20 protein-coding genes are annotated in these 20,358 nt (G+C 74.1%); 13 read left to right on the top strand and 7 right to left on the bottom strand.

Features of this window, described 5'->3' with window-relative positions:
- Nucleotides 1–126 precede the first annotated feature (126 nt).
- Both AC0I8G_RS01005 and AC0I8G_RS01000 read left to right on the top strand, forming a co-directional pair.
- Nucleotides 127–2,721 carry a SpoIIE family protein phosphatase gene (locus tag AC0I8G_RS01005; protein ID WP_471728303.1) on the top strand — a complete coding sequence of 865 codons (2,595 nt, stop codon included), beginning with the start codon at nt 127–129 and terminating at the stop codon, nt 2,719–2,721.
- Between the two features lie 53 nt (nt 2,722–2,774).
- Complete coding sequence (locus AC0I8G_RS01000) at nt 2,775–4,319, top strand: glucose-6-phosphate dehydrogenase (RefSeq protein WP_471728302.1); 1,545 nt, start codon at nt 2,775–2,777, stop codon at nt 4,317–4,319.
- A gap of 24 nt (nt 4,320–4,343) precedes the next feature.
- Here AC0I8G_RS01000 and AC0I8G_RS00995 read toward each other — a convergent pair whose 3' ends face one another.
- A complete protein-coding gene (locus AC0I8G_RS00995; RefSeq protein ID WP_471728301.1) occupies nt 4,344–4,547 on the bottom strand; it encodes a hypothetical protein in 204 nt (67 codons plus the stop codon).
- 61 nt (nt 4,548–4,608) lie between these two features.
- The gene (locus tag AC0I8G_RS00990; protein ID WP_471728300.1) at nt 4,609–4,893 is read right to left on the bottom strand and encodes a hypothetical protein; all 285 of its coding nucleotides are present in this window, start codon (nt 4,891–4,893) and stop codon (nt 4,609–4,611) included.
- Between the two features lie 196 nt (nt 4,894–5,089).
- Between AC0I8G_RS00990 and AC0I8G_RS00985 the strand changes: the two genes are divergently transcribed.
- Entirely contained in the window at nt 5,090–5,839 is a 750-nt protein-coding gene (locus AC0I8G_RS00985) for a GAF domain-containing protein (RefSeq protein WP_471728299.1), read from the top strand.
- Between the two features lie 38 nt (nt 5,840–5,877).
- Here the strand turns inward: AC0I8G_RS00985 and AC0I8G_RS00980 are convergent, their stop codons facing one another.
- Complete coding sequence (locus tag AC0I8G_RS00980) at nt 5,878–6,759, bottom strand: SDR family oxidoreductase (RefSeq protein WP_471728298.1); 882 nt, start codon at nt 6,757–6,759, stop codon at nt 5,878–5,880.
- A gap of 179 nt (nt 6,760–6,938) precedes the next feature.
- Here AC0I8G_RS00980 and AC0I8G_RS00975 point away from each other — a divergent pair, with 179 nt between their 5' ends.
- Nucleotides 6,939–7,292, top strand: a complete 354-nt coding sequence (locus tag AC0I8G_RS00975; protein ID WP_380259170.1) for a VOC family protein — start codon at nt 6,939–6,941, stop codon at nt 7,290–7,292.
- Nucleotides 7,293–7,373: 81 nt separating this feature from the next.
- A complete protein-coding gene (locus tag AC0I8G_RS00970; protein ID WP_328292689.1) occupies nt 7,374–7,520 on the top strand; it encodes an antitoxin in 147 nt (48 codons plus the stop codon).
- A gap of 61 nt (nt 7,521–7,581) precedes the next feature.
- On the opposite strand, the gene AC0I8G_RS00965 is transcribed toward AC0I8G_RS00970, so the two are convergent.
- Entirely contained in the window at nt 7,582–8,175 is a 594-nt protein-coding gene (locus tag AC0I8G_RS00965; RefSeq protein WP_471728297.1) for a helix-turn-helix domain-containing protein, read from the bottom strand.
- Nucleotides 8,176–8,191: 16 nt separating this feature from the next.
- Between AC0I8G_RS00965 and AC0I8G_RS00960 the strand changes: the two genes are divergently transcribed.
- Entirely contained in the window at nt 8,192–9,319 is a 1,128-nt protein-coding gene (locus AC0I8G_RS00960) for an SDR family oxidoreductase (RefSeq protein WP_471728296.1), read from the top strand.
- 4 nt (nt 9,320–9,323) lie between these two features.
- On the opposite strand, the gene AC0I8G_RS00955 is transcribed toward AC0I8G_RS00960, so the two are convergent.
- Complete coding sequence (locus AC0I8G_RS00955) at nt 9,324–10,205, bottom strand: SDR family oxidoreductase (protein WP_471728295.1); 882 nt, start codon at nt 10,203–10,205, stop codon at nt 9,324–9,326.
- A gap of 84 nt (nt 10,206–10,289) precedes the next feature.
- Between AC0I8G_RS00955 and AC0I8G_RS00950 the strand changes: the two genes are divergently transcribed.
- Together AC0I8G_RS00950 and AC0I8G_RS00945 are read left to right on the top strand one after the other, a co-directional pair.
- Nucleotides 10,290–10,868, top strand: coding sequence for a TetR/AcrR family transcriptional regulator (locus AC0I8G_RS00950; protein WP_471728294.1), 579 nt, complete (start codon nt 10,290–10,292; stop codon nt 10,866–10,868).
- Between the two features lie 43 nt (nt 10,869–10,911).
- Complete coding sequence (locus AC0I8G_RS00945; protein WP_471728293.1) at nt 10,912–11,220, top strand: hypothetical protein; 309 nt, start codon at nt 10,912–10,914, stop codon at nt 11,218–11,220.
- A 17-nt stretch (nt 11,221–11,237) separates the two neighbouring features.
- Here the strand turns inward: AC0I8G_RS00945 and AC0I8G_RS00940 are convergent, their stop codons facing one another.
- Together AC0I8G_RS00940 and AC0I8G_RS00935 are read right to left on the bottom strand one after the other, a co-directional pair.
- Entirely contained in the window at nt 11,238–12,392 is a 1,155-nt protein-coding gene (locus tag AC0I8G_RS00940; protein ID WP_471728292.1) for an MFS transporter, read from the bottom strand.
- A gap of 46 nt (nt 12,393–12,438) precedes the next feature.
- The gene (locus AC0I8G_RS00935; protein WP_471728291.1) at nt 12,439–13,920 is read right to left on the bottom strand and encodes a DHA2 family efflux MFS transporter permease subunit; all 1,482 of its coding nucleotides are present in this window, start codon (nt 13,918–13,920) and stop codon (nt 12,439–12,441) included.
- A gap of 182 nt (nt 13,921–14,102) precedes the next feature.
- Here AC0I8G_RS00935 and AC0I8G_RS00930 point away from each other — a divergent pair, with 182 nt between their 5' ends.
- The 5 genes from AC0I8G_RS00930 (at nt 14,103) to AC0I8G_RS00910 (ending at nt 20,355) form a co-directional block, all read left to right on the top strand.
- On the top strand, nt 14,103–14,945 hold the full coding sequence (locus AC0I8G_RS00930; RefSeq protein WP_471728290.1) for an EamA family transporter: 843 nt from the start codon (nt 14,103–14,105) through the stop codon (nt 14,943–14,945).
- Nucleotides 14,946–15,026: 81 nt separating this feature from the next.
- Nucleotides 15,027–17,351, top strand: coding sequence for a putative bifunctional diguanylate cyclase/phosphodiesterase (locus AC0I8G_RS00925; RefSeq protein WP_471728289.1), 2,325 nt, complete (start codon nt 15,027–15,029; stop codon nt 17,349–17,351).
- Entirely contained in the window at nt 17,348–18,346 is a 999-nt protein-coding gene (locus tag AC0I8G_RS00920) for a GNAT family N-acetyltransferase (protein ID WP_471728288.1), read from the top strand. The genes AC0I8G_RS00925 and AC0I8G_RS00920 overlap by 4 nt, the downstream gene beginning before the upstream one ends.
- Before the next feature lie 49 nt (nt 18,347–18,395).
- The gene (locus tag AC0I8G_RS00915; RefSeq protein ID WP_471728287.1) at nt 18,396–19,385 is read left to right on the top strand and encodes an aldo/keto reductase; all 990 of its coding nucleotides are present in this window, start codon (nt 18,396–18,398) and stop codon (nt 19,383–19,385) included.
- Between the two features lie 28 nt (nt 19,386–19,413).
- Entirely contained in the window at nt 19,414–20,355 is a 942-nt protein-coding gene (locus AC0I8G_RS00910) for an EamA family transporter (RefSeq protein ID WP_471728286.1), read from the top strand.
- Nucleotides 20,356–20,358: the final 3 nt, after the last annotated feature.

The raw sequence follows: 20,358 nt of genomic DNA, 5'->3' as shown, positions 1-20,358 counted from the left end.
CGCTGCTCGACCGACGTCCGCCACCCCAGCGTTCCACACTCCACCCGTCCGCGGTGGGCAGGACGCGTGCGACGATCGGGCGGAGGGTGCGCGTCCGCTGCCCGTCAGGTGGAGGGGTCGACGTCGGTGAACGATGACGGACGGGCGCTGGCCGCTCCCGAGGACGACACCGCCCGCCTGCGGTCGGCGCAACGGCTGGTGACCACGACGGCGAACCCGGCCCTGGACCGTCTCGCCGAACTCGCGGCGCGCCTGCTGGGCGCCCCGGCCGCCCAGGTGTCGCTCCTCTCCGACGTCCAGACGATCTCCGCCGCAGCGGGTCTCGGCCTGGAGGACCGCGGCGTGACGGCGCTGGCGGACTCGTTGTGCTCCGTCACGGCCACGGCGGGAGAGCCGCTCGTCGTGACCGACGCGAGCGCCGACGACCGCGTCGCGCTGCTGCCGTCGGTCACCTCCGGCGCCGTGCGCGCCTACCTCGGGGTCCCCATGCGCGGGCAGGACGGCTTCGTCGTCGGCGCGCTGTGCGTCTTCGGCCCGCAGGCCCGGGACTGGAGCGAGACCGACGTCGCCGTGCTGGGCGACCTGGCGGCCGCCGCGGTCACCGAGCTCGAGCTCACGGCGCTCGCGGTCGACTTCGAGGCCGCCCGGGTGCGCTCGGAGCTCGCCGTCGCCGCCGGGGGGATCGGCACGTTCGACTGGGACCTCGCCACCGGGGAGCTGCGTTGGGACGAGCGGCTGCTGGAGATGTTCGGGTACGCCGCCGACGACTTCGGCCGCGACATCGAGGCGTTCAACGCGCGGCTGCACCCCGACGACCTGCCGCGGGTCGGGGCGGCGCTGCAGCGGGCGGTCGAGGAGTGCGGGCCCTTCGAGGCCGAGTACCGGGTCGTGCGACCGGACGGCGCCACCCGGTGGGTGCGCGCCCGGGGGCAGGCGCTGGCCGACGAGGCCGGGCGCAGCGTCCGGGTCCTGGGGGCGGCCTACGACACCACCGCCGCCCGCACCGACGACGCGCGGGTCGCGCGCGTGCTGGAGTCGATGGCGTCGGCGTTCTTCTCCCTGGACCGGGACTTCCGCTTCAGCTACGTCAACGCCGAGGCCGAGCGCGTCCTGGGCCGTCCGCGGCAGGAGATGCTCGGCGCCAGCGTGTGGGAGCTCTTCCCCGACGCGGTGGGGTCGCCGTTCGAGACGCACTACCGCGGGGTCGCGGCGACCGGTGAGCCGGTGACCTTCGAGGCGTACTACCCGCCGCCGCTGGACGCCTGGTTCGAGGTGCGCGCGTGGCCGGACCCGGACGGCGTCTCGGTCTACTTCCTCGACGTCACCGCCGGTCGGCGGGCCCGCAAGGAGCTCGAGACCGCGCACGCGGCGGCGGCCGCGGCGGCCGAGCGGCTGCGCCTGATCGTGACCGTCAGCGAGGACCTCACGGCGACCCTCGACGTCCAGGAGGCGGTGGCCCGCCTGGCCCAGCACCTCGTCCCGGCGGTCGCCGACTGGTGCCTGGTGACCCTCGTCGACGAGCAGGGCGGGCTGCGTGACGTCGGCTGCCACCACGTGGACCCGGCGCTGCGCGACGTCGTCCTCGCCTACCGCGACACCCGGCTCTCCGCGCTGGCCCTCGACTCCTACCTCTACCGGGTCTGGCGGACGGCGAGACCCGCCGGGGTCAGCGCCGGTGCGACGGCCGAGATCCTGCGCGTCCTGGCCGCGGACAGTCCGGCGCGGGAGCTGATCCGGCGCCTGGCGCCGGAGTCGTTCCAGTGCGTGCCGCTGCGGGCGCGCGGGCGCACCGTCGGGCTGATCACGTTGTTCCACGGCGTCGAGCGGGGCGAACTCGGTGGTGAGGACCTGCTGCTGGCGACCGAGATCGCGGACCGGGCCGGGTTGGCGCTGGACAACGCGCGGCTCTACGAGGCGCAGCACCGGATGGCGGAAGGGCTGCAGCGCAGCCTCTTGACGTCCCCGGTCGAACCGGACCACCTGCAGATCGTGGTGCGGTACCAGCCCGCCGCGCACGCAGCCAAGGTCGGCGGGGACTGGTACGACGCCTTCCTCACGCCCGACGGCTCCACCGTGCTGGTGATCGGCGACGTGATGGGCCACGACATCACCGCCGCGGCGGGGATGAGCCAGGTCCGCTCCCTGCTGCGGGGCATCGCGTACACGACGGGCGCGAGCCCCGCCGGGGTCCTGTCCGGGCTCGACGCGGCCATGGCGGGCCTCGCGGTCGACACGACCGCCACCGTGGTCGTGGGCCGGCTGGAGCAGAGCGAGGACGAGCGGCACCGCGACGTCACCCGGTTCCGCTGGTCGAACGCCGGGCACCCGGCGCCCGTGCTGCTCACCCCGGACGGCACGGTGAGCCCCCTGGCTTCGGTGCCGCCGCAACTGCTGCTCGGCATCGACCCCTCGACCCCGCGGGCGGACGCGGCCATCGCGGTGGACCGCGGGTCGACGATCCTGATGTTCACCGACGGCCTCGTCGAACGCCGCGACCGTTCCCTCGACGAGGGGCTGCTGCTGCTGCGCGAGGCCGTCGCGGACCTGGCCGCCGCCACGCTGGACGAGCTCGTCGACGGGGTGCTGGAGCGGATGCTGCCGGGCGAGCACGAGGACGACGTCGCCCTCGTCGCCGTCCGGTTGCACCCGCTGGGGAGTCCACGCCCGGTCGAGGCCGGCCCACGACGAACCCCTCCCGCCACGCCACCCGTTCCGCGCTGAGCCCCCGGGCGGGTCGTCGCGCGCGGGACGTGGAACCTCGGCAGGGTGTGCGCGTGAGCAACCACAGCGACCAGCAGCACGACGACCACCCGGCCACCGGCGGCAGCGAGAGCCGCAGCGAGGACCCGGTGGGGGCCGGCGGCGGCCACGGCGCGGCCGGAGCCGCTCAGGACGGACGCTCCGGGCAGGACCCCGTCGCGACGCTGCTCATCCTGGGGGCCAGCGGCGACCTCGCCTCCCGGCTGCTGATGCCCGGTCTGGCCCGGCTCCTGGTCTCCGGACGCAACGAGGACCCCGCGCACGGTCACGGCTCCTCGCTCGAACTGGTGGGCGCCGGTGCGGAGGACTGGGACGACGACCGGTGGCGCGAGGTGGTGACGAAGGCCTTCGGCGACGCCCTGGACGCGGGCGAGGAGTCGGCGGACGCCGCCCGGACGGTGCGCGACACCAGTCGCTACGCGCAGGTCGACGTCACCGACCCCGACGCCCTCCTGGCTCTGATGAGCTCCTGCACCGCCCCGGTCGCGGTGTACTTCGCCCTCCCGCCCGCGATCACGGCGAAAGCGTGCGCGGGTCTGGTCGGCCGAGACCTGCCGGCCAGCACCCGGCTGGTGATGGAGAAGCCCTTCGGCTCCGACGAGGCCTCGGCCCACGAGCTCAACCAGGTCGTCGCGCAGCTGGTCCCGGAGGAGCACGTGCACCGGGTCGACCACTTCCTCGGCACCTCCACGGTGCTCGGCACCGTCGGGGTGCGTTTCGCGAACCGCATCTTCGAACCCACCTGGAACGCGGGCCACGTGGAACGCGTCGACGTGTTCTACGACGAGGACCTCGCGCTCGAGGGCCGCGCCGGGTACTACGACCACGCGGGTGCCCTCATCGACATGATCCAGAGCCACCTGCTGCAGGTGCTCGCGATGCTGGCGATGGACGCCCCCTCGGCGCTGGACGAGCGGGAGTTCCGCGACCGGAAGGCGCAGTTGCTGCGGGCGACCCGCCTGGCCGGTCCTCCCGCGCAGGCCAGTCGACGGGCCCGGTACACCGCGGGTCGCCTCGGGGACCGCGACCTGCCCGACTACACCGCCGAGCAGGGCGTGGACCCCGCCCGCCAGACCGAGACGCTGGCCGAGGTCGTCCTGCTCGTCGACACCTGGCGCTGGGCCGGGGTCCCGTTCCGCCTGCGGTCCGGCAAGGCCCTCGGCCGGGCCCGCAAGGAGGCGGTCATCACCTACAAGCCCGTCCCGCACCTCATGGCCGGACTGCTGGGCACACCGGTCCCCACCCGGCTCCGGCTCGGTTTCAAACCCGACACCGTGAGCCTGGACCTGAACGTGAACGCCCCGGGCGACCCGTTCGACCTCGACGAGGCGACGCTGACCGCCCGCCTGGGGGACTCCGACCTCCCCGCCTACGGGGAGGTGCTGGCCGGCGTGCTCGACGGCGACCCGTTGCTCTCGGTGCGCGGTGACACCGCGGAGGACTGCTGGCGCATCCTGGCCCCGGTCATCGCGGCGTGGAAGGCCGACGAGGTGCCGCTGGAGACCTACCCCGCCGGGAGCGACGGCCCCGAGGCGACCGCGGACTTCCCCGCGGTCTGACGTCCGAACCAGCCCGGACCAGGCTCAGATGAGGCCGCGGGCCCGCACGGCCTGCACGGCCGCCGCCGTGCTGTCCACGCCCAGGGCGCTGCGGATGGCCACCAGCCGCTCGGCGAGTGCGGAGAGGCTGCACCCGAGGCGCTCGGCGACCTCGGCGGCGCTCGCGCCGTCGAACCGGCTCAGCAGGCGCACCTGGTCCTCGTCGAGATCCTGGCGTTCTCCGCTCATCTCCCACCTCACCCGGTCGCTGGCCCCCTTCGGGGGGCCAGTCTGGCACCGGTGGTCCCCGTCAACCAGTGACCTCCAGTCGGTCCCGCAGCGCCGGGGGGAGAGCGGCGCGGGCGGCCACCGGATCGGGGTGGGCCCGCAGCAGGGCCGCCAGCGTCGCCAGGGGCAGGCCGTCGCCGAGCACGACGTAGCCGTGCTCGCGTCCCACCAGGTCGTCGCAGGCGATCCCGTCGGTCGTCATCGTGAGCCACGGGTCCGGGGTGTCGGGCATCCCGTTGCCCCACACGTCGCCCAGGAGACCCCGCACGGCCAGGGCGCGATGACGCAGAGGGTGCTCGTCCGACACCCGAGAGTTGTACCGCGCCCGCGCGGGTCCTGCACAGAGCTCCAGCACCGTGTCCCGGTTTCCGGCTGCAGGCCTGCGATCCGTCTCCTACCGTGCCCTGCAAGGGCAGGACGGTCGAGGACGAGGAGAGCTGCGCCGTGCACGAACGGAGAACACCGGGTCCGACAGCGGTCGGACGGCACCGGGGAACCAGGGCGTGAACTCGTTGGCCGAGCGTTTCTGGGGTGCGTGGGGAGACGCCCAGGAAACCCTGGACGCGGACCTGCTGCCGTCGGCCCTGGCCCGGATCAGCGCGCGGCTGCTGCCGTTCGACGCCGCGGGACTCAGCCTGCACGGGGAACCCGACACCCGGGTTCCGCTGGGGGCCAGCGACGACGCCGCCGCGACGGCGGAGAGGTTGCAGTTCACCCACGGCGACGGCCCCTGCTTCCTCGCGATGCGGGACGGGCGGCCCGTCGTGGCCACCGAGGACCGCTGGCGTGAACTCTGGCCGGTGCTGGCTGCGGACCACTTCGCGAGGACGTCCTTCCACGGCGGCCTGTCGGTGCCGCTGCGGGTGGGGTCCTCCCGCTTCGGGGTCCTCGACCTCTACACCCGGCTGTCGCGGACGCTCGACGGTTCCACCGTGATCGACGCGCAGGTGGTGGCGGCGTTGGTCACCTCGGTGCTGCTGCAGCACCTGCACGGTGAGGACCCGACCGGTTTCGAACCGGAGGCGGCCGGGATCCACGCGGACTGGTCCGACAGCCCCGAGACGATCCGCCGGCGACAGGTGTGGGTGGCCACCGGGATGGTGGGGCTCAGCCTCGCCGTGACCAGCGAGCAGGCCCTCTCGATCCTGCGGGCGCACGCCTTCGCCACGTCGACGACGCTGGACGACCTCGCCGACGACATCGTCCAACGACGTTTCGACGTCGCGGAACTGGGCAGCGGCACCGCGTCCTGACGATCAGGACCACCAGGACGCGGTCACCGCACGACGCGTCAGTTCCCGCCGGCGACGCGGATCACGGCTCCCGTGCTGTAGCTGGACTCCTGCGAGGCGAGGAACACGTAGGCGGGGGCGAGTTCCGCGGGCTGCCCGGCCCGGCCCAGCGGGGTCTGGGTGCCGAAGTCCTCGACCTGGTCCTCGGGCATGGTCGCGGGGATGAGCGGGGTCCACACCGGGCCGGGGGCGACGGCGTTGACGCGGATGCCCTTCTCCCCGAGTTCCTGCGCGAGGTTCAGGGTGAAGTTCACCAGGGCGGCCTTCGTCATCGCGTAGTCGAGCAGCGCGGGGGAGGGCGTGTCGGCCTGGACGGAGACGGTGTTGACGATGGCGGATCCCGGGGCGAGGTGCGGGACCGCCGCCTTGCACAGCCAGAACGTGGCGAAGACGTTCGTCGTGAACGTGCGCAGCAGTTGTTCCGTCGTGAGGTCCTCGATGCCCTCGACGCTCATCTGGTAGGCGGCGTTGTTGACGAGGAGGTCGAGGCCGCCGAACTCCTGGACGGCGCGGTCGATCACGCTGCGGCAGAACTCCTCCTGGCGCAGGTCGCCGGGCACGCTGATCCCGCGGCGGCCGGCGGCCTCGACGAGGGCCACCGTGGCGTCGGCGTCCTCCTGTTCCTCGGGGAGGTGGACGATGAGGACGTCGGCACCCTCCCGGGCGTAGGCGATCGCGACGGCGCGGCCGATGCCGGAGTCCCCGCCGGTGATGACGGCCCGGCGTCCGGTGAGCTTGCCGGTGCCGACGTAGCTGTCCTCGCCGTGGTCCGGGGCGGGCGTCATCTGCGACGTGGCGCCGGGGTGGGCGATGCTCTGCCCGGGGGTGCTGTCGGTGTGCTGCGTGGTCGGGTCGGTCGGGGTGTGCTGGTCAGGAGCCATGGTGTTCCTCTACCCGCACCGCGGGGTTCGCACACGGGCTCCGCAGCCGTTTCCGGGTGCAGGGTCGCGAGGGCGGGGTCAAGGTGGCCCTGGCCGCGTCCGGCGGCCGCCGGTGGAGCAGCCCGCCGGGGCGTCCCTGGGGACGTTCTCAGGAACGGGACCACTGCGGAGGAGCAGAGATGGCGACTGGTGTGGCGAGCGTGTGGGTTCCCGTCGACGACATGGATCGGGCGGTGCACTTCTACGGCGAGGTGCTCGGCCTGACGGTGACCTCGACCGGACCGGACTGGAGCGAGGTCGACGCCAACGGCGTCATGGTCGGTCTCAACGCCCGGGAGGGCACCTCCGCGACCGCGGACGGCGGGGCGGTCATCACGTTCCAGCCGGACGGAACCCTCGACGAGGAGGTGTCGCGCCTGATGGGCGAGGGCGTCCGCTTCACCGGGGGGATCAGCGAGCACGACTGGGGTCGCATCGCGCCGTTCAAGGACACCGAGGGCAACGACCTGCAGTTCTACGCCCCGCCCGCCTGAGGGTTCCGTTTCGAGTGGCGGGGCCCGCGGTGCGGGCGCAGAGTTCGACCTGAGTTCCACCCGACGACCAGAGGAGTGACCATGCCCGACTTCGGCGACATCACCGAGAAGGCCAGCGACGCCGCGATCGACAAGGCGGGGGACGCGGCCGACGAGAAGACCGGCGGCAAGCACGCCGAGCAGGTCGACAAGGCCCAGGAAGCCGCCGACGGCAAGATCGGCGAGTGAGAACTCCGCTCAGCTGAACGTGAGAGCCCCGGCCGTCCGGCCGGGGCTCTCGTGCGTGGCGTCAGCGGCGGGCCACGGCCACCAGGTACCGGGTCGCGCGGTCGCGGTGGTTGGTGAACGTGCAGTCGGCGGCCGGCCCCAGTTCGAGGCAGTCGCCGGCGCCGAGTTCGTGGCGCCGCCCGTCCTCCACGAGTTCCAGGTCCCCGGCCAGGACCCAGACCTGCTGGTGGATGTCGCGGTAGGCGTCGGCGGGGTAGGTGATCGAAGCGCCCGGGGGGAGTTCGATCTCGGTCAGCTGCAACGGTCCGCCCGCCAGCGGGGACCGGGAGACCCGGCGGTAGCCCGACGCGGGATCGGTCCAGACGGGTGCCTGGCCGGCGCGCAGCAACCGGCCGCTGTCCTCGCGCGGACGTTCGACGCGCGCGAACAACTCCGACAGGGTCAACCCGAGCGGGGGGCAGAGGCGTCCCAGCAGCGCCGCCGACGGCTGTGACTCGGCCCGTTCGAGCTTCACGATCGAGGCGCGGGAGACGCCGGAGGCCTCGGCCAGCGCGGCGGTGCTCAACCCGCGGCTCAGCCGGGACGAACGGAGCACCTCGGCGAGTCGCGGGGTGAGTTCGTCGTCGGCCACGACGGGCAGCATAGCGACAGGCATGCGTACTGTGGTGCTCATGTCGTCGACCCCCGAAACCCTGCCCGACCGGGCGCCCGTCCCGGTCCGCACGCCGCCACCCGATGCCCACGCCCTCGTCGTCGGGGCAACCGGGATCACCGGCGGAGCGCTGGCCGAACGCCTCGTCGCCTCCGGCTGGCGGACCTCGGGGCTGTCCCGCCGCCCGCCCACCGTCGACGGGGTCGAGCACGTCGCCGCGGACCTGTTCTCCCGCGGCGATCTGGAGGAGAAGCTCGCCGGGCTGGCCCCGACCCACGTGTTCATCACGGCGTGGGCGCGCCAGGACACCGAGGCCGAGAACGTCCGGGTCAACGGGGCCATGGTCCGCGACCTGCTCGCGGTGCTCGGCCCGCAGGGTTCGGTGCGCCACGTCGCCCTCGTGACCGGGCTCAAGCACTACCTCGGCCCGTTCGAGGCCTACGGGCAGGGCGACCTGCCCGACACCCCCTTCCTCGAGGACGCCGAACGCCTGCCCGTGGAGAACTTCTACTACGCGCAGGAGGACGAGCTCTTCGCCGCCGCGGCGCGTCACGGTTTCGGCTGGTCCGTCCACCGCGCGCACACCGTCGTGGGGTTCGCCGTCGGCAACGCCATGAACCTGGTGCCCACCCTCGGGGCGTACGGCGCGATCGTGCGGGCGAGCGGGCGGAAGTTCACCTTCCCCGGCTCGCTCACCCAGTGGAACGGCGTCGTGGACATCACCGACGCCGACCAGCTGGCCGACCACCAGCTCTGGGCCGCCACCACCCCCGAGGTGGCGGACACCGCGTTCAACGTCGTCAACGGCGACGTCATCCGGTGGCGTCGCCTCTGGCCCCGCCTCGCCGCCCACCTGGGGGTCGAACCGGCCGGGCCGGAGGAGACGCCGCTGCCGTTGGAGCAGCAGATGGCCGACGCGGAACCGGTGTGGGACAGGCTCGTCGCCGAGCACGGCCTGGTCGAACCCGACCTGTCCAAGGTGGCGTCCTGGTGGCACAGCGACAGCGACCTCGGCCGTGACGTCGAGGTGCTGGCCGACATGACCCGCAGCCGGCTCGCCGGGTTCACCGGCTACGTCAGCACCGAGCGGGCGCTGCTGCGCCTGGTCGACCGCTACCGCGCGGCGGGCGTCCTGCCGCCGGCCTGACCCGTCAGGGTTCGAGGTTCTCCAGGTCCGCGAGCAGGCTCGGGTGCACCGGTTCCCAGCCGAGCCCCGCCCGGGTGGCGGCACTCGAGGCGGGCTGGTCCATCGCGAAGATCGGGCCGAACGGACCGAACGTCTCCTCCGGCACCGCGGCGACGGGCAGGCCCAGGCGACGACCGATCACCGCCGCGATGTCGCGCACCGCGTCACCCTCGTCGGCGACGGCGTGCCAGGCGGTTCCGCCCGGTGCGTCCTCCAGGGCCAGCCGGAACAGCGACGCGGCGTCGCCCGCGTGGACGGCCGGCCAGCGCTGGGTCCCGTCGCCGGGGTAGCCGGCGACCCCGGTGCGGCGGGCGGCGTCGGTGAGCATCCCGGCGAAGCCGCCCCGGCCCTGGTCGTGGACCGTGCGCGGCATCCGCACGGCGCTGGCGCGCACCCCGCGCTCGGCGAGGCGCAGGATCGCCGTGACGGTCGCGCCACGACCGCCGACCGGGCCCTCGGTGGGGAGCGGGTCGGCCTCCGTGGACGCCCGTCCCGGGATCCACGGGGTTCCCGAGACCGTGACGAGGGGACGGCCGCTGCCGACGAGCGCCTCGCCGAGCGTGGTCAGCGCGGCGGTCTCCTCGGCGACCCCGGCGATCACGGAGTCGGCGGTGGAGTAGTCGCGGCTGAAGGCGAGCTGGATCACTCCGTCGCTCGCCGCCGCCCCGGCGCGCAGGACGTCGAGGTCGCTCAGCGAGCCGCGCAGGGGTTCGGCGCCCGCGGTCGTGAGAGCGCGGGCGGAGTCCTCGGAACGGGCGAGGGCGAGGACGGTGTGACCGTGGGCCAGCAGCTCGGCCGTGACGGCCGATCCGATCGTTCCGGTTCCGCCGGTGAGGAAGACGCGCACGGGAGGGCCTTTCGAGTGATGGGACTCTTGTCTCATCACCGTACAGCCTGATGGGACAAAAGTCCCGTCACCTATGATGTCGTCATGGCTCGATGGGAACCCGGCGCTCGCGAACGCCTCGTCGTCGCGGCCGTGGACCTGTTCGTCGAGCAGGGCTACGACGCCACGACGGTCGCGCAGATCGCCGACCGGGCCGGGGTCACCAAGAGCACCTTCTTCCGCCACTTCCCGGACAAGCGGGAACTGCTCGTCGCGGGGCAGGAGACCCTGAGCGCCCTGCTGGCCGAGGGCATCACCGCGGCGCCCGCCGGGGCCGCCCCGCTGGCGGCCGTCGCCGCGGGTCTCGAACGCGCCTGCGCCGAGATGGGTCCCGCGAACCGGGAACTCGGACCCCGTCTGAAGGCCGCCGTGGCCGCCAACGCGGAACTGCGGGAACGGGACGCGCTCAAGAGCGTCGGGATGGCCGCGGCGATGACGGACGCCCTCGTCGGGCGGGGAGTTCCCCCGACCGCCGCCCACCTGGCCGCCGAGATGGGCGTCATGGCCTTCAAGCTCGGGTACGCCCGGTGGGCCGACGCCGCGCCCGACGAGGCCGGGGGGTTGTGGCCCCACGCGTCCGCCGCCCTGGAGGAACTGCGCGCCGCCGGCGCCGCACTCGGTTGACGTGCCCACCGGGGTGAGAGCCCCGTCGAGGAGGAGGTTCGAGATGATCGTCCGGGTCGGGGACGACGGGTCCGTCGCGGTCGAGGACGTCGACGTGCTCGACCGGTTCCACGTCGAGGCGTCGGGGCTGACGATGGCGGCCGTCGTCGCGGCCCTGGAGTCGGCCGGAGCCGGCACCGGGCACTCGGCCAAGCAGGTCGCCGTGGAACCCGGGTTCCTGCGCCTCGCCGCGGGGACGTCGGCCTCCGACGACTGGCAGCGGGGTTTCGAGGGGATGCTCGGCCACGCCCGGTCCCACGGTTGGGTGGACGAGGCGAGCCGCCTGCTCGCCCACGTCGAGCACCTCGGCTGACCCCGGAGGTCCTCCTCTCAGCCCGCGGTGACGGTCGGACGACGTCCCCGACGCAGCACCAGGACGGTCACCAGGCTGAGCGCCGTGAGCCCCGCGCAGACGGCGTAGATCCCGCCGTACCCGCGCGAGGTGCCCGCGCCGAAGGCGATGAGCGGGCCGGAGATCACGGCGCCGACCCGGCGGGCGTTCACGTAGAGGCCCGAGGCCAGCCCCGGGCGCGGGATCACCTGCTGGAAGAGGGTGAGCCCGACCCCGGCGACGACGGCGAAGAAGCAGGCGTTGAGGACCTGGGCGCAGAGGAGCGTGACGGGACCATCCACGAACGTCATCGCCGCGTAGTACGCGATCCCGGCCAGGCAGCCCGCGACCAGCAACGTGAAGTTCGCGAAGCGCTTCGTCAGCCGCGCGACCAGCAGCAGCGCCGGGATCTCCAGACCCGCGGCCAGCCCGAGGGCGGCGCCGGCCCACGCCACCGGCAGACCCAGGTCCCGGGTGGTGAACAGGCTCATGATCGAGACGGCGGCGCTGTTCGTCGCCTGCAGCAGGACGAAGGCCACGACGATGCCGGCCACGGCCGCGCGCGTCGTCGGCTCGTGGTCGTCGGCGGCGCCGGACCTCGTCCCGGGGGTGTGCGAGCGGTCGGCCCGCAGCATCAGCGTCGCCGTCCCGACGGTCAGCGCGGCGACGACGGCCAGCGGGACCAGCACGGCCCGGTCGCCGAACGCGCCGATGACCAGGGTGGCGACCGGGGGACCCGCCACCCAGGCGAACGACGCGATGGCGCGGGTGCCGATGACGTCGGAGGAGCTCGCCCCGGAGTGGCGCAGGTGGGCGAAGAGCAGGGAGTTGCCGACCCCGGCGGGGCCGCCGAGCAGCACGAGCGCGACGACGGCGAGGGGGAGGCTGCGGCTGAGTCCGAGCACCACCGCCAGCGCGACGGTCATCACCCCGCAGCCGAGCATCGGCCGCAGGTAGTCACCCCGGCGGTCGGCGTAGGCGGGCACCAGCAGGGAGGCCACGAAACCGCCGACGTTGTAGAGGGCCAGCACCAGCCCCACCTGCCGGGCGTCCGCGTCGTAGAGCGCGACGAGCAGCAGGGCCAGGGCGGGGTTGAGGAAGGCGAACTGCAGACCCCAGAACAGGGCGGCGGAGGGGATGAGCAGGCGGTTCACCGGTCGACCGTAGGAGACCCCCCGTCCGCGCCGGGAGTGCCTCTCGCTACCCCCCTCGGCGCAGCGGCGGCGCGTCGAGCGCGCAGCTCATCTCGTGCGGGGCGGGTGCCTCGCTCCGGTCGGGGCCGGTGCGCAGCGTCAGGGCGGCCAGCACTCCCCCTGCGGCGCAGACGATCGCGGCGATCACGACGGCCGCGTGGAAACCTCCGAGCAGAGCCGCCGGACGCAGGTAGTCGTCGCCGCTGATGCCGGCGGCGGCGGGGAGCACCGCCACGGCGACGAGACCCGCGGTCCGGGCGACGACGGTGTTGGTGGCGGAGGCGATCCCCGCCTGCGCGTCCGGCGCGGCGTCCAGCGCGGTCGAGGTCAACGGGGCGACGGTGACGGCCAGCCCCAGCCCGAAGACCAGGACCGCGGGGAGCACCTGCGTCGGGTAGGAACCCGAGGCGTCGAGGCGGGTGAGCAGCAGCAACCCGGCCCCGGCGATCAGCGGCCCCACGCTCAACTGCAGCCGGGGCCCACGACGCGCGGCGAGCGCCCCCGACCGCGACGACAGCAGCAGCATGACGACGGTCACCGGCAGCAGGGACGTCCCGGCGGCCAGCGGGCTGTAGCCGACGGCGGTCTGCAGCACGACGGGCAGCAGGAAGAACGTCCCGCCCAGCGCGGCGTAGACGACGAACGTCACCGCGTTCACCGCGGAGAACTGCCGTCGGCGGAACAACCCCAGCGGCAGCAACGGGTTCCGCGTCCGGGCCTCGCGGAGCAGGAACGCCCCGAACAGCAGCACCGCGGCCAGCAGGCTCCCGAGGACGGCGGCGGAGGACCACCCCCGGCCGGGACCCTCGACGAGTCCGTAGGTGAGGGCGGCCAGGGTGGCGGTGATCGTCAGCGCGCCGAGCACGTCGAGACGCCCGTCGACGTGCGGCGCCCGGGACTCCGGCACGTGGCGGGAGGACACCAGCACGACGACGACCGCGACGGGGAGGTTGATGAGGAACAGCCAGCGCCACGACCCCACCCCGAGGATCCAGCCGCCCAGGAAGGGGCCGACGGCGACGGCGACACCCCCCAGACCCGACCACGCCCCGACGGCCCGGGAGCGGTCCTCCGCGCGGAACGCCGCGTGCAGGACGGCCAGGCTCCCCGGGGTCAGCAACGCGGCCCCCACCCCCTGCAACGCCCGGGCGGCGACGAGGACCGGCGCGTCCGGGGCCAGCCCGCACAGCAGCGAGGCCAGCGCGAACCACACGACACCGACCTGGAACACCCGTCGTCGCCCGAAGCGGTCACCGAGGCCACCGCCGAGCAGCAGCAGACCGGCGAGGGTGAGGGTGTAGCCGTTGACGACCCCCTGCAGCGCGGCGAGGTCGACGTGCAGCTCCCGCCCGATGGTGGGCAGGGCGACCCCGACGACGCTGGCGTCCAGCGAGGCCAGGCCCGACCCGAGGATCGTGGTGAGCAGGATCCAGCGCCCGGGACCGCTCGCGTACGCGACGCCGGCCCCGGTCGGGGAGGACTCGGTCACGACCCACCTCCTGCCCGGGCCCCGACGGGGCGCGATCGTCAGCACGGGCCGTCAGCATGTCAGGGTGGTCCCGGCGACGGAGGCCGGCCCGGAGGACCTCAAGGACGGGCACCGCCCTGACGAAGCACCCTCGTGCACCTCCTCCCGCCGACCCCCTCGCCGAACTCCCCGCGGGACCTCCTGTGAGCGCCGTCCTCGCCCTCCTCGCCAGCGTGCTGTGGGGCACGTCGGACTTCCTGGGGGGCAGCGTCAGCCGACGGCTGCGGGCCGTCCAGGTCCTCGCCGTCTCCCAGGTCCTGTCGGCGCTCGTGCTGCTGGTCGTCCTCGCCGCGAGCGGTCACCTCTCCCACGTCCCGGACGGGAACTGGATCGGCTGGTCGGTCCTGGCCGGTGTGACGTGGGCCGCGGCGATGGGCGCGCTCTACACGGCGCTCGCCATCGGGACCATGGGCGTCGTCGCCCCGATCGCCTCCTGCGGCATGCTCGTCCCCTTCGTCATCTCGGTGGCCGGCGGTGAACGCCCCGCGACGCTGCAGGTGCTGGGGGCAGTGCTCGCGGTCCTCGGCGTCGTCGCCACCGCCGGACCGGACGTCACGGCCGCGAAGAAGGGGCAGGGCCGGGCGATCACCCTCGCCCTGGTCGCCGCGGTGCTCTTCGGCGTCGAGATCTACGCCCTGGCCCGGGGGAGCGAGGTCTCCGTGCCGGGGTCCCTGCTCGGCATGCGGCTCTCCTCGGTCGTCGTGGTCCTCGCGGTGGCGCTGGCGAAGCGACGGCAGTCGCCCCCGGTCGTCCGGGGCGACCTGCCGCCGTTGCTGGGCCTCGGGGTCCTCGACCTCGCCGCGACGGCCGCCTACGCGGTGGCCTCCAGCAGCGGACTGGTCAGCGTCGTCGCGGTCCTGGCCTCGCTCTACCCGGCCGTGACCCTGCTGCTGGCGCGCCGGTTCCACGGCGAGCGACTGAGCGGCGTCCAGGCGGGTGGGGTCGTGGTGGTCCTCGTGGGTGCCGCGTTCTGCGCCCTGGGCTGACCTGTGCAGCGAGGCACCCGTTCGGCGGGTCGAGCTGGGGGCCCGGGGCACCGACAACTCCTGTGACCCCAGGAGGACCTCGTGTTCGTTCGACGCGGGCAGACCCGGCCCACGCTGACGCGTTGGTCGCTGCCGTTGCACGCCGTGCTGCTCAGCCCACCCCTCGCCTTCGCCCTCTCGACGATCCCGGGGGTCCGCCCCCACGAGGGGTACTCGTTCCTGCTCGACGGGCTGCTGAACAACCTCGCCTACGAGTCGGCGGCGGCGCTCTGCCTCCTGCGCACCCTGCAGATCGACGGGCCGCGTCGGGGCGGGTACCTGCTGAGCGCGGCCCTGGCGGTCTACGGTTCCGGCAACGTGTACTGGACGATCTTCGTCCGTCCCCTGGCCGACCAGCCCTACCCCTCCGGGGCCGACGTGGGGTTCCTCCTGTTCTACCCCTCGATCTTCGTCCTGCTCATCCTGCTCGCCCAGCGCCGCGACGCGCGGCACGCGCGCAGCCTGTGGCTGGACGGGGTCGTCGGCGGCCTCGCGGTCGGCGCCGTCGCCGCGGCCGCGGTGATCGGTCCCATCGTCTCCGCCTCCGGTTCGTGGGCGGCGGTCGCGACGACGTCGGCCTACCCCGCGCTCGACCTGGTCCTGCTCCTCGTCCTCGCCGCGGTCCTCTCCCTCCACGGCTGGCGCCCGCCCAAGGGGTTGTGGTTGCTGGCGGCGGGGCTCGTCGTGTTCGTCGTCGCCGACCTCGCCTACCTGTTCGCGACCGCCCAGGGCACCTACACCTCCGGCGGTCCCACCGACGGGGTCTGGGTCCTCGGCGTCGTCCTCATGGGTTTCACCCCCGGCTGGCCCTCCGCGCCCAGCGGTCCGCGACTGCCCGGGTGGGCGCTGCTCTCGATCCCGGTCCTCTCGACGCTCGTCGCCCTCGCCGTGTTCGTCGTCGACCACCTGCACCCCCTGCACCCGGTCGCGGTCGCCCTCGCCGCCGCCGTCGTCCTCAGCGCGCTGGGCCGGCTGCTCTTCACCTTCCGCGAGGTCACCCGCCTCGCCGAGCACCGCGAACTCGCGATGACGGACGAACTCACCGGCCTCGGCAACCGCCGGGCCCTGTACCGGCGCACGCCGGAACTCCTGGCCGCGGCCGGACCCGACACGCCCGTGGCCCTGCTGCTGCTCGACCTCGACGGTTTCAAGGAGGTCAACGACAGCCTGGGTCACCAGGCCGGCGACTCCCTGCTGCGCGACGTCGCCCGGCGCCTGCGCGAGGTCGCCGACGCCCCGGACACCGTCGTGACCCGCCTGGGCGGTGACGAGTTCGCCATCGCCCGGATCGGGGCCGGGTTCGCGCCCGCCCAGGAACTGGCCGACGCCATCCACGAGTCGCTGATGCAGGCGTACACCCTCGAAGGGGTGCAGGTCCGGGCCCGCACGAGCATCGGGATCTCCGTCCTGCCGGTGGGTTCCGCGGAACTCCCCACCCTGCTGCGCCAGGCCGACGTCGCGATGTACCACGCGAAGACCCGCCACCTCGGCACGTTCGCCTACTCCGTCGACGTCGACGAGTTCGCGTCGGGGGAGCGGTTGGAGACCGCGGAACTCCTCCGCGCCGACATCGCCGCGCGCCGCCTCCTCCTGCACTACCAGCCGAAGATCGACGTCGCCACGGGCGGCGTGGACAGCGTCGAGGCGCTCGTCCGCTGGCAGCACCCGCGGCGCGGCCTGCTGATGCCGGACGCGTTCCTCCCGGTCGTGGAGACCGCGGGACTGATGGAGGACCTGACCCGCGCCGTGCTCGAGCAGGCCCTCGACCAGGCCGCCGTGTGGTGGCGGGCCGGGAGACCCCTCGCGATCGCGGTGAACCTCTCCGCGTCGTCGCTGGGGGACCAGGACCTGCCCGACCGGGTCTCGAAGATGCTGACCGAACGACAGCTACCGGCGAGACTGCTGGAGATCGAGATCACCGAGGACTTCCTCATGGTGGACCGGGAACGGGCCCAGGGGATCCTCGAAGGGTTGCGCGCCAAGGGCATCCGGGTCGCCGTCGACGACTACGGCACCGGGTACTCCTCGCTGGCCTACCTGCGGGAACTGCCCATCGACGACCTCAAGCTCGACAAGTCCTTCCTCACCGACCTCATGGGGGACACCCGGGCGCTCGCGATCGTCCAGTCGACGATCATGCTCGCGCACTCCCTCGGCCTGCGGCTGGTGGCCGAGGGCGTCGAGGACGAGGCGACGAGCCGGGAACTCGCCGCCGCCGGGTGCGACGTCCTGCAGGGCTGGCTCTACGCCAAGGCCCTCCCCGCGCACGAACTCGAACGCTGGCTGACCGAGCACGACCCGGCCACCGTTCCCAGCCACCCGCTCACCACGCCCGTCCTGACCGCTTCTCCTGGAGGTTCCTCGTGACCACGTCGTCGGTGCGCCGGCTCGCACCCGACCACACCGTGCTGGAAGGCCGTGCCGAGGTGGCCGCGCACCTGGTGCGTTCCCGCGACCTGCACGGCCGTCCGGGAACTCCCGCCACGGCCACCACGGCCTGGTTGCGCAGGGTCCTCGACGTCGCGCCGCCCGCCGCGGTCTGGGCCGTGCACGTCCAGCAGGGGCAGGACGAGGCGGCCGTCGTCGTCGTCGACCGCGTGCACGACAGCGGCCGGGTCAGCGAACTCCTCGCGGGGGGCGGCGGCTACGCCGCGTCCTTCCCGGCGAGCAGCCCGGAGGTCGCCGACCGGCTCGGGGTGGTCCTGGCGGAGCACGCGCGACTGCGGGGGAGCGAACTGCACCTGGCCGAACTGCCCGACGACCCGCGCGTGCACGCCCTGGCCGCCGGGGCCGGGGCCCGGCTGCTCGACCTGGACCCGGTGCCCTTCGTGCTGCGCCCGCAGGACGACGCCCCGCTGGTGAGCGGGGGGATGCGCAAGAACCTGCGCAAGACGCACAACCGCATCGTCCACGACGGGGTGCACCTCGAGTTCGAGTTCTCCGACGACGCGGCGACGTTCGAGGCGACGCTGCCCGACCTCGAGGCGGCCTACCGCGACCGCGACGCGGCGCACGGTCTCGTGTGCGCGCTGGACACCCCGTCCGGGCGCGACACCTGGCGGCACCGGCTGGCCGCGCTGGGCGACCTCGGCCGGCGTGAACTCGCGGTCCTGCGCCTCGACGGCGAACTCGCGGCCTACGTCGTGGGCGTCCGGGACGGGGCGCGCTACGGCGTGTTCGAGGGACGGTTCGTGACCCGCTGGGCGCGCTACTCGCCGGGTCGGTTGCTGGAGCACGAGGTCCTGCTCCGGGCGTTCGCCGAGCACGGGGCCGAGCTGGTGGACTGGATGACCGGGGTCGCCCCGGAGACGCTGCTGGCCGTCACGGGTTCCGAGCGGCGGTTGGTGCTCCGCGGCTGGTGACCGCCACCCCGGTGGTGCGCGGGCCACCCGGCGGCGGAGACTGACGGACATGGAAACCCTCGAGGTCGCCGGGCTCGGCCCGGTCTCGCGCGTCGGGCTGGGCACGTGGCAGTTCGGTTCGCGGGAGTGGGGCTACGGCGCGCAGTACGCCGACGGCCCCGCGGGTGAGATCGTGCGCCGTGCCCTGGAACTCGGGGTGACCCTCTTCGACACGGCCGAGGTCTACGCCTTCGGGCGCAGCGAACGGATCCTGGGTGAGGCGCTCGGGGGGCGCCGGCGCGACGTCGTCGTCGCGAGCAAGGTCTTCCCGGTCCTGCCGCTGCCCGCCGTCGTCCACCAGCGGGCGGTGGCGAGCGCCCGCCGTCTCGGTCTCGACCGGATCCCGCTCTACCAGGTGCACCAGGCGAACCCGGTCTTCCCGGACACCGTCGTCATGCCCGGCCTGCAGCGCTTGCTGGGCGAAGGACGCATCGGCGCCGTGGGGGTCTCGAACTACTCCCTCGCGCGCTGGCGGCAGGCGGACCGGGCGCTCGGCGTCCCGGTGGTCAGCAACCAGGTGCAGTTCTCCCTGGCCCACCCCGGGCCGCTGGAGGACCTGGTGCCCTTCGCCGCGGCGAACGACCGGATCGTCATCGCCTACAGCCCGCTGGCGCAGGGACTGCTGGGTGGGAGGTACTCCGAGGCGAACCGCCCCGGTGGGGTCCGGGCGGCGAACCCGCTGTTCGCGGTCGACAACCTGCGGCGGGCCCAGCCGCTGCTCGACACCCTGCGCGAGGTCGCGGCCGGGCACGGGGTCCGCCCGGCCCAGGCGGCGCTGGCCTGGCTGGTGGCCCAGCCCCGGGTGGTCGTCATCCCGGGGGCCTCCAGCGTCGAGCAGCTGGAGTTCAACGTCGAGGCCGCGCAGGTCCGGCTGGAACCCGCGGCGCTGGCGGCCCTGACCGAGGCGGCGCGCTCGTTCAACCCGGCGTCGCCGGTGCGTCTGCTGCGCGACGCGGGGATCGCCCGGCTGGCGGGCGCGGCCGCGCGCGGAACGCGCTGACGGCGCCGCACGTCCCCGTCGTGCAGCGGTGACCGGACCGGACTCCCGTGCCGCGGGCGGGCTCGCCCTCGCGGTGCTCTCCGCGGTCAGCTTCTCCCTCTCCGGCCCGTTGGCGCGCGGCCTCCTCGACACCGGCTGGAGCCCCGGCGCCGTGGTCAGCGCCCGCATCGCCCTGGCCGCGGTGATCGTGGCGCCCTTCGGCGCGCGCTCGCTGCGCGGACGGTGGGACCTGCTGCGCCGCAACGTCCTCGTCGTCCTCGCGTACGGGGTCCTCGCCGTCGCGGGTGCCCAGTTCTGCTACTTCTCCGCCGTGCAGCGGCTGCAGGTGGGACCCGCGCTGCTCATCGAGTACACCGCCCCCGCGGCCGTCGTCCTGTGGTCGTGGCTGCGTCAGGGGCAGCGCCCACGGCCCCTGACCGTCGTCGGGACGGCGATCGCCGGACTCGGCCTGGTCGCCGTGCTGGACCTCTTCTCCGGGGTCGAACTCGACGGGATCGGGGTCCTGTGGGCCCTCGGGGCCATGGTCGGTGCCGCGTCGTACTTCGTCCTCTCCGCCGACGAGGACAACGGGTTGCCGCCGCTGGCCCTGGCCGGCGGCGGGCTGCTCGTGGCCGCGGTGCTGCTGGGAGCGCTCGGGGCGGTCGGCGCGTTGCCGCTGGACGCCGGCACCGACGACGCCGTGTACGGCGGGAGCCCCGTGCCGTGGGTCGTGTCCGTCCTGGGCCTGGGACTCGTCACCGCGGCCTTCGCCTACGTCACGGGGATCGCCGCGAGCCGTCGCCTCGGGTCCCGCCTCGCCTCGTTCGTCGCCCTGCTCGAGGTGGTCTCGGCCGTCGTGCTCGCCTGGCTCCTCCTCGACGAACTGCCCCGGGGGATCCAGCTCGCCGGCGGGGCGCTGGTCCTCGCCGGCGTCGTCGTGGTCCGCGCGGGGGAACGGGCGGCCCCGTCGGCCCCGTCGGCGATCGCCTGAGGG

This window comes from Kineococcus sp. AC630 (assembly GCF_979255925.1).
This window is presented reverse-complemented; position numbering and strand designations above follow the sequence as displayed.

Coding starts and splice junctions, on each gene's coding strand:
- AC0I8G_RS00965 (WP_471728297.1), bottom strand. CDS start 8,175: ATGCCTGTCGCTATGCTGCCCGTCGTGGCCGACGACGAACTCACCCCG.
- AC0I8G_RS00945 (WP_471728293.1), top strand. CDS start 10,912: ATGATCGTCCGGGTCGGGGACGACGGGTCCGTCGCGGTCGAGGACGTC.
- AC0I8G_RS00975 (WP_380259170.1), top strand. CDS start 6,939: ATGGCGACTGGTGTGGCGAGCGTGTGGGTTCCCGTCGACGACATGGAT.
- AC0I8G_RS00995 (WP_471728301.1), bottom strand. CDS start 4,547: ATGAGCGGAGAACGCCAGGATCTCGACGAGGACCAGGTGCGCCTGCTG.
- AC0I8G_RS00980 (WP_471728298.1), bottom strand. CDS start 6,759: ATGGCTCCTGACCAGCACACCCCGACCGACCCGACCACGCAGCACACC.
- AC0I8G_RS00970 (WP_328292689.1), top strand. CDS start 7,374: ATGCCCGACTTCGGCGACATCACCGAGAAGGCCAGCGACGCCGCGATC.
- AC0I8G_RS00950 (WP_471728294.1), top strand. CDS start 10,290: ATGGCTCGATGGGAACCCGGCGCTCGCGAACGCCTCGTCGTCGCGGCC.
- AC0I8G_RS00960 (WP_471728296.1), top strand. CDS start 8,192: ATGTCGTCGACCCCCGAAACCCTGCCCGACCGGGCGCCCGTCCCGGTC.
- AC0I8G_RS00915 (WP_471728287.1), top strand. CDS start 18,396: ATGGAAACCCTCGAGGTCGCCGGGCTCGGCCCGGTCTCGCGCGTCGGG.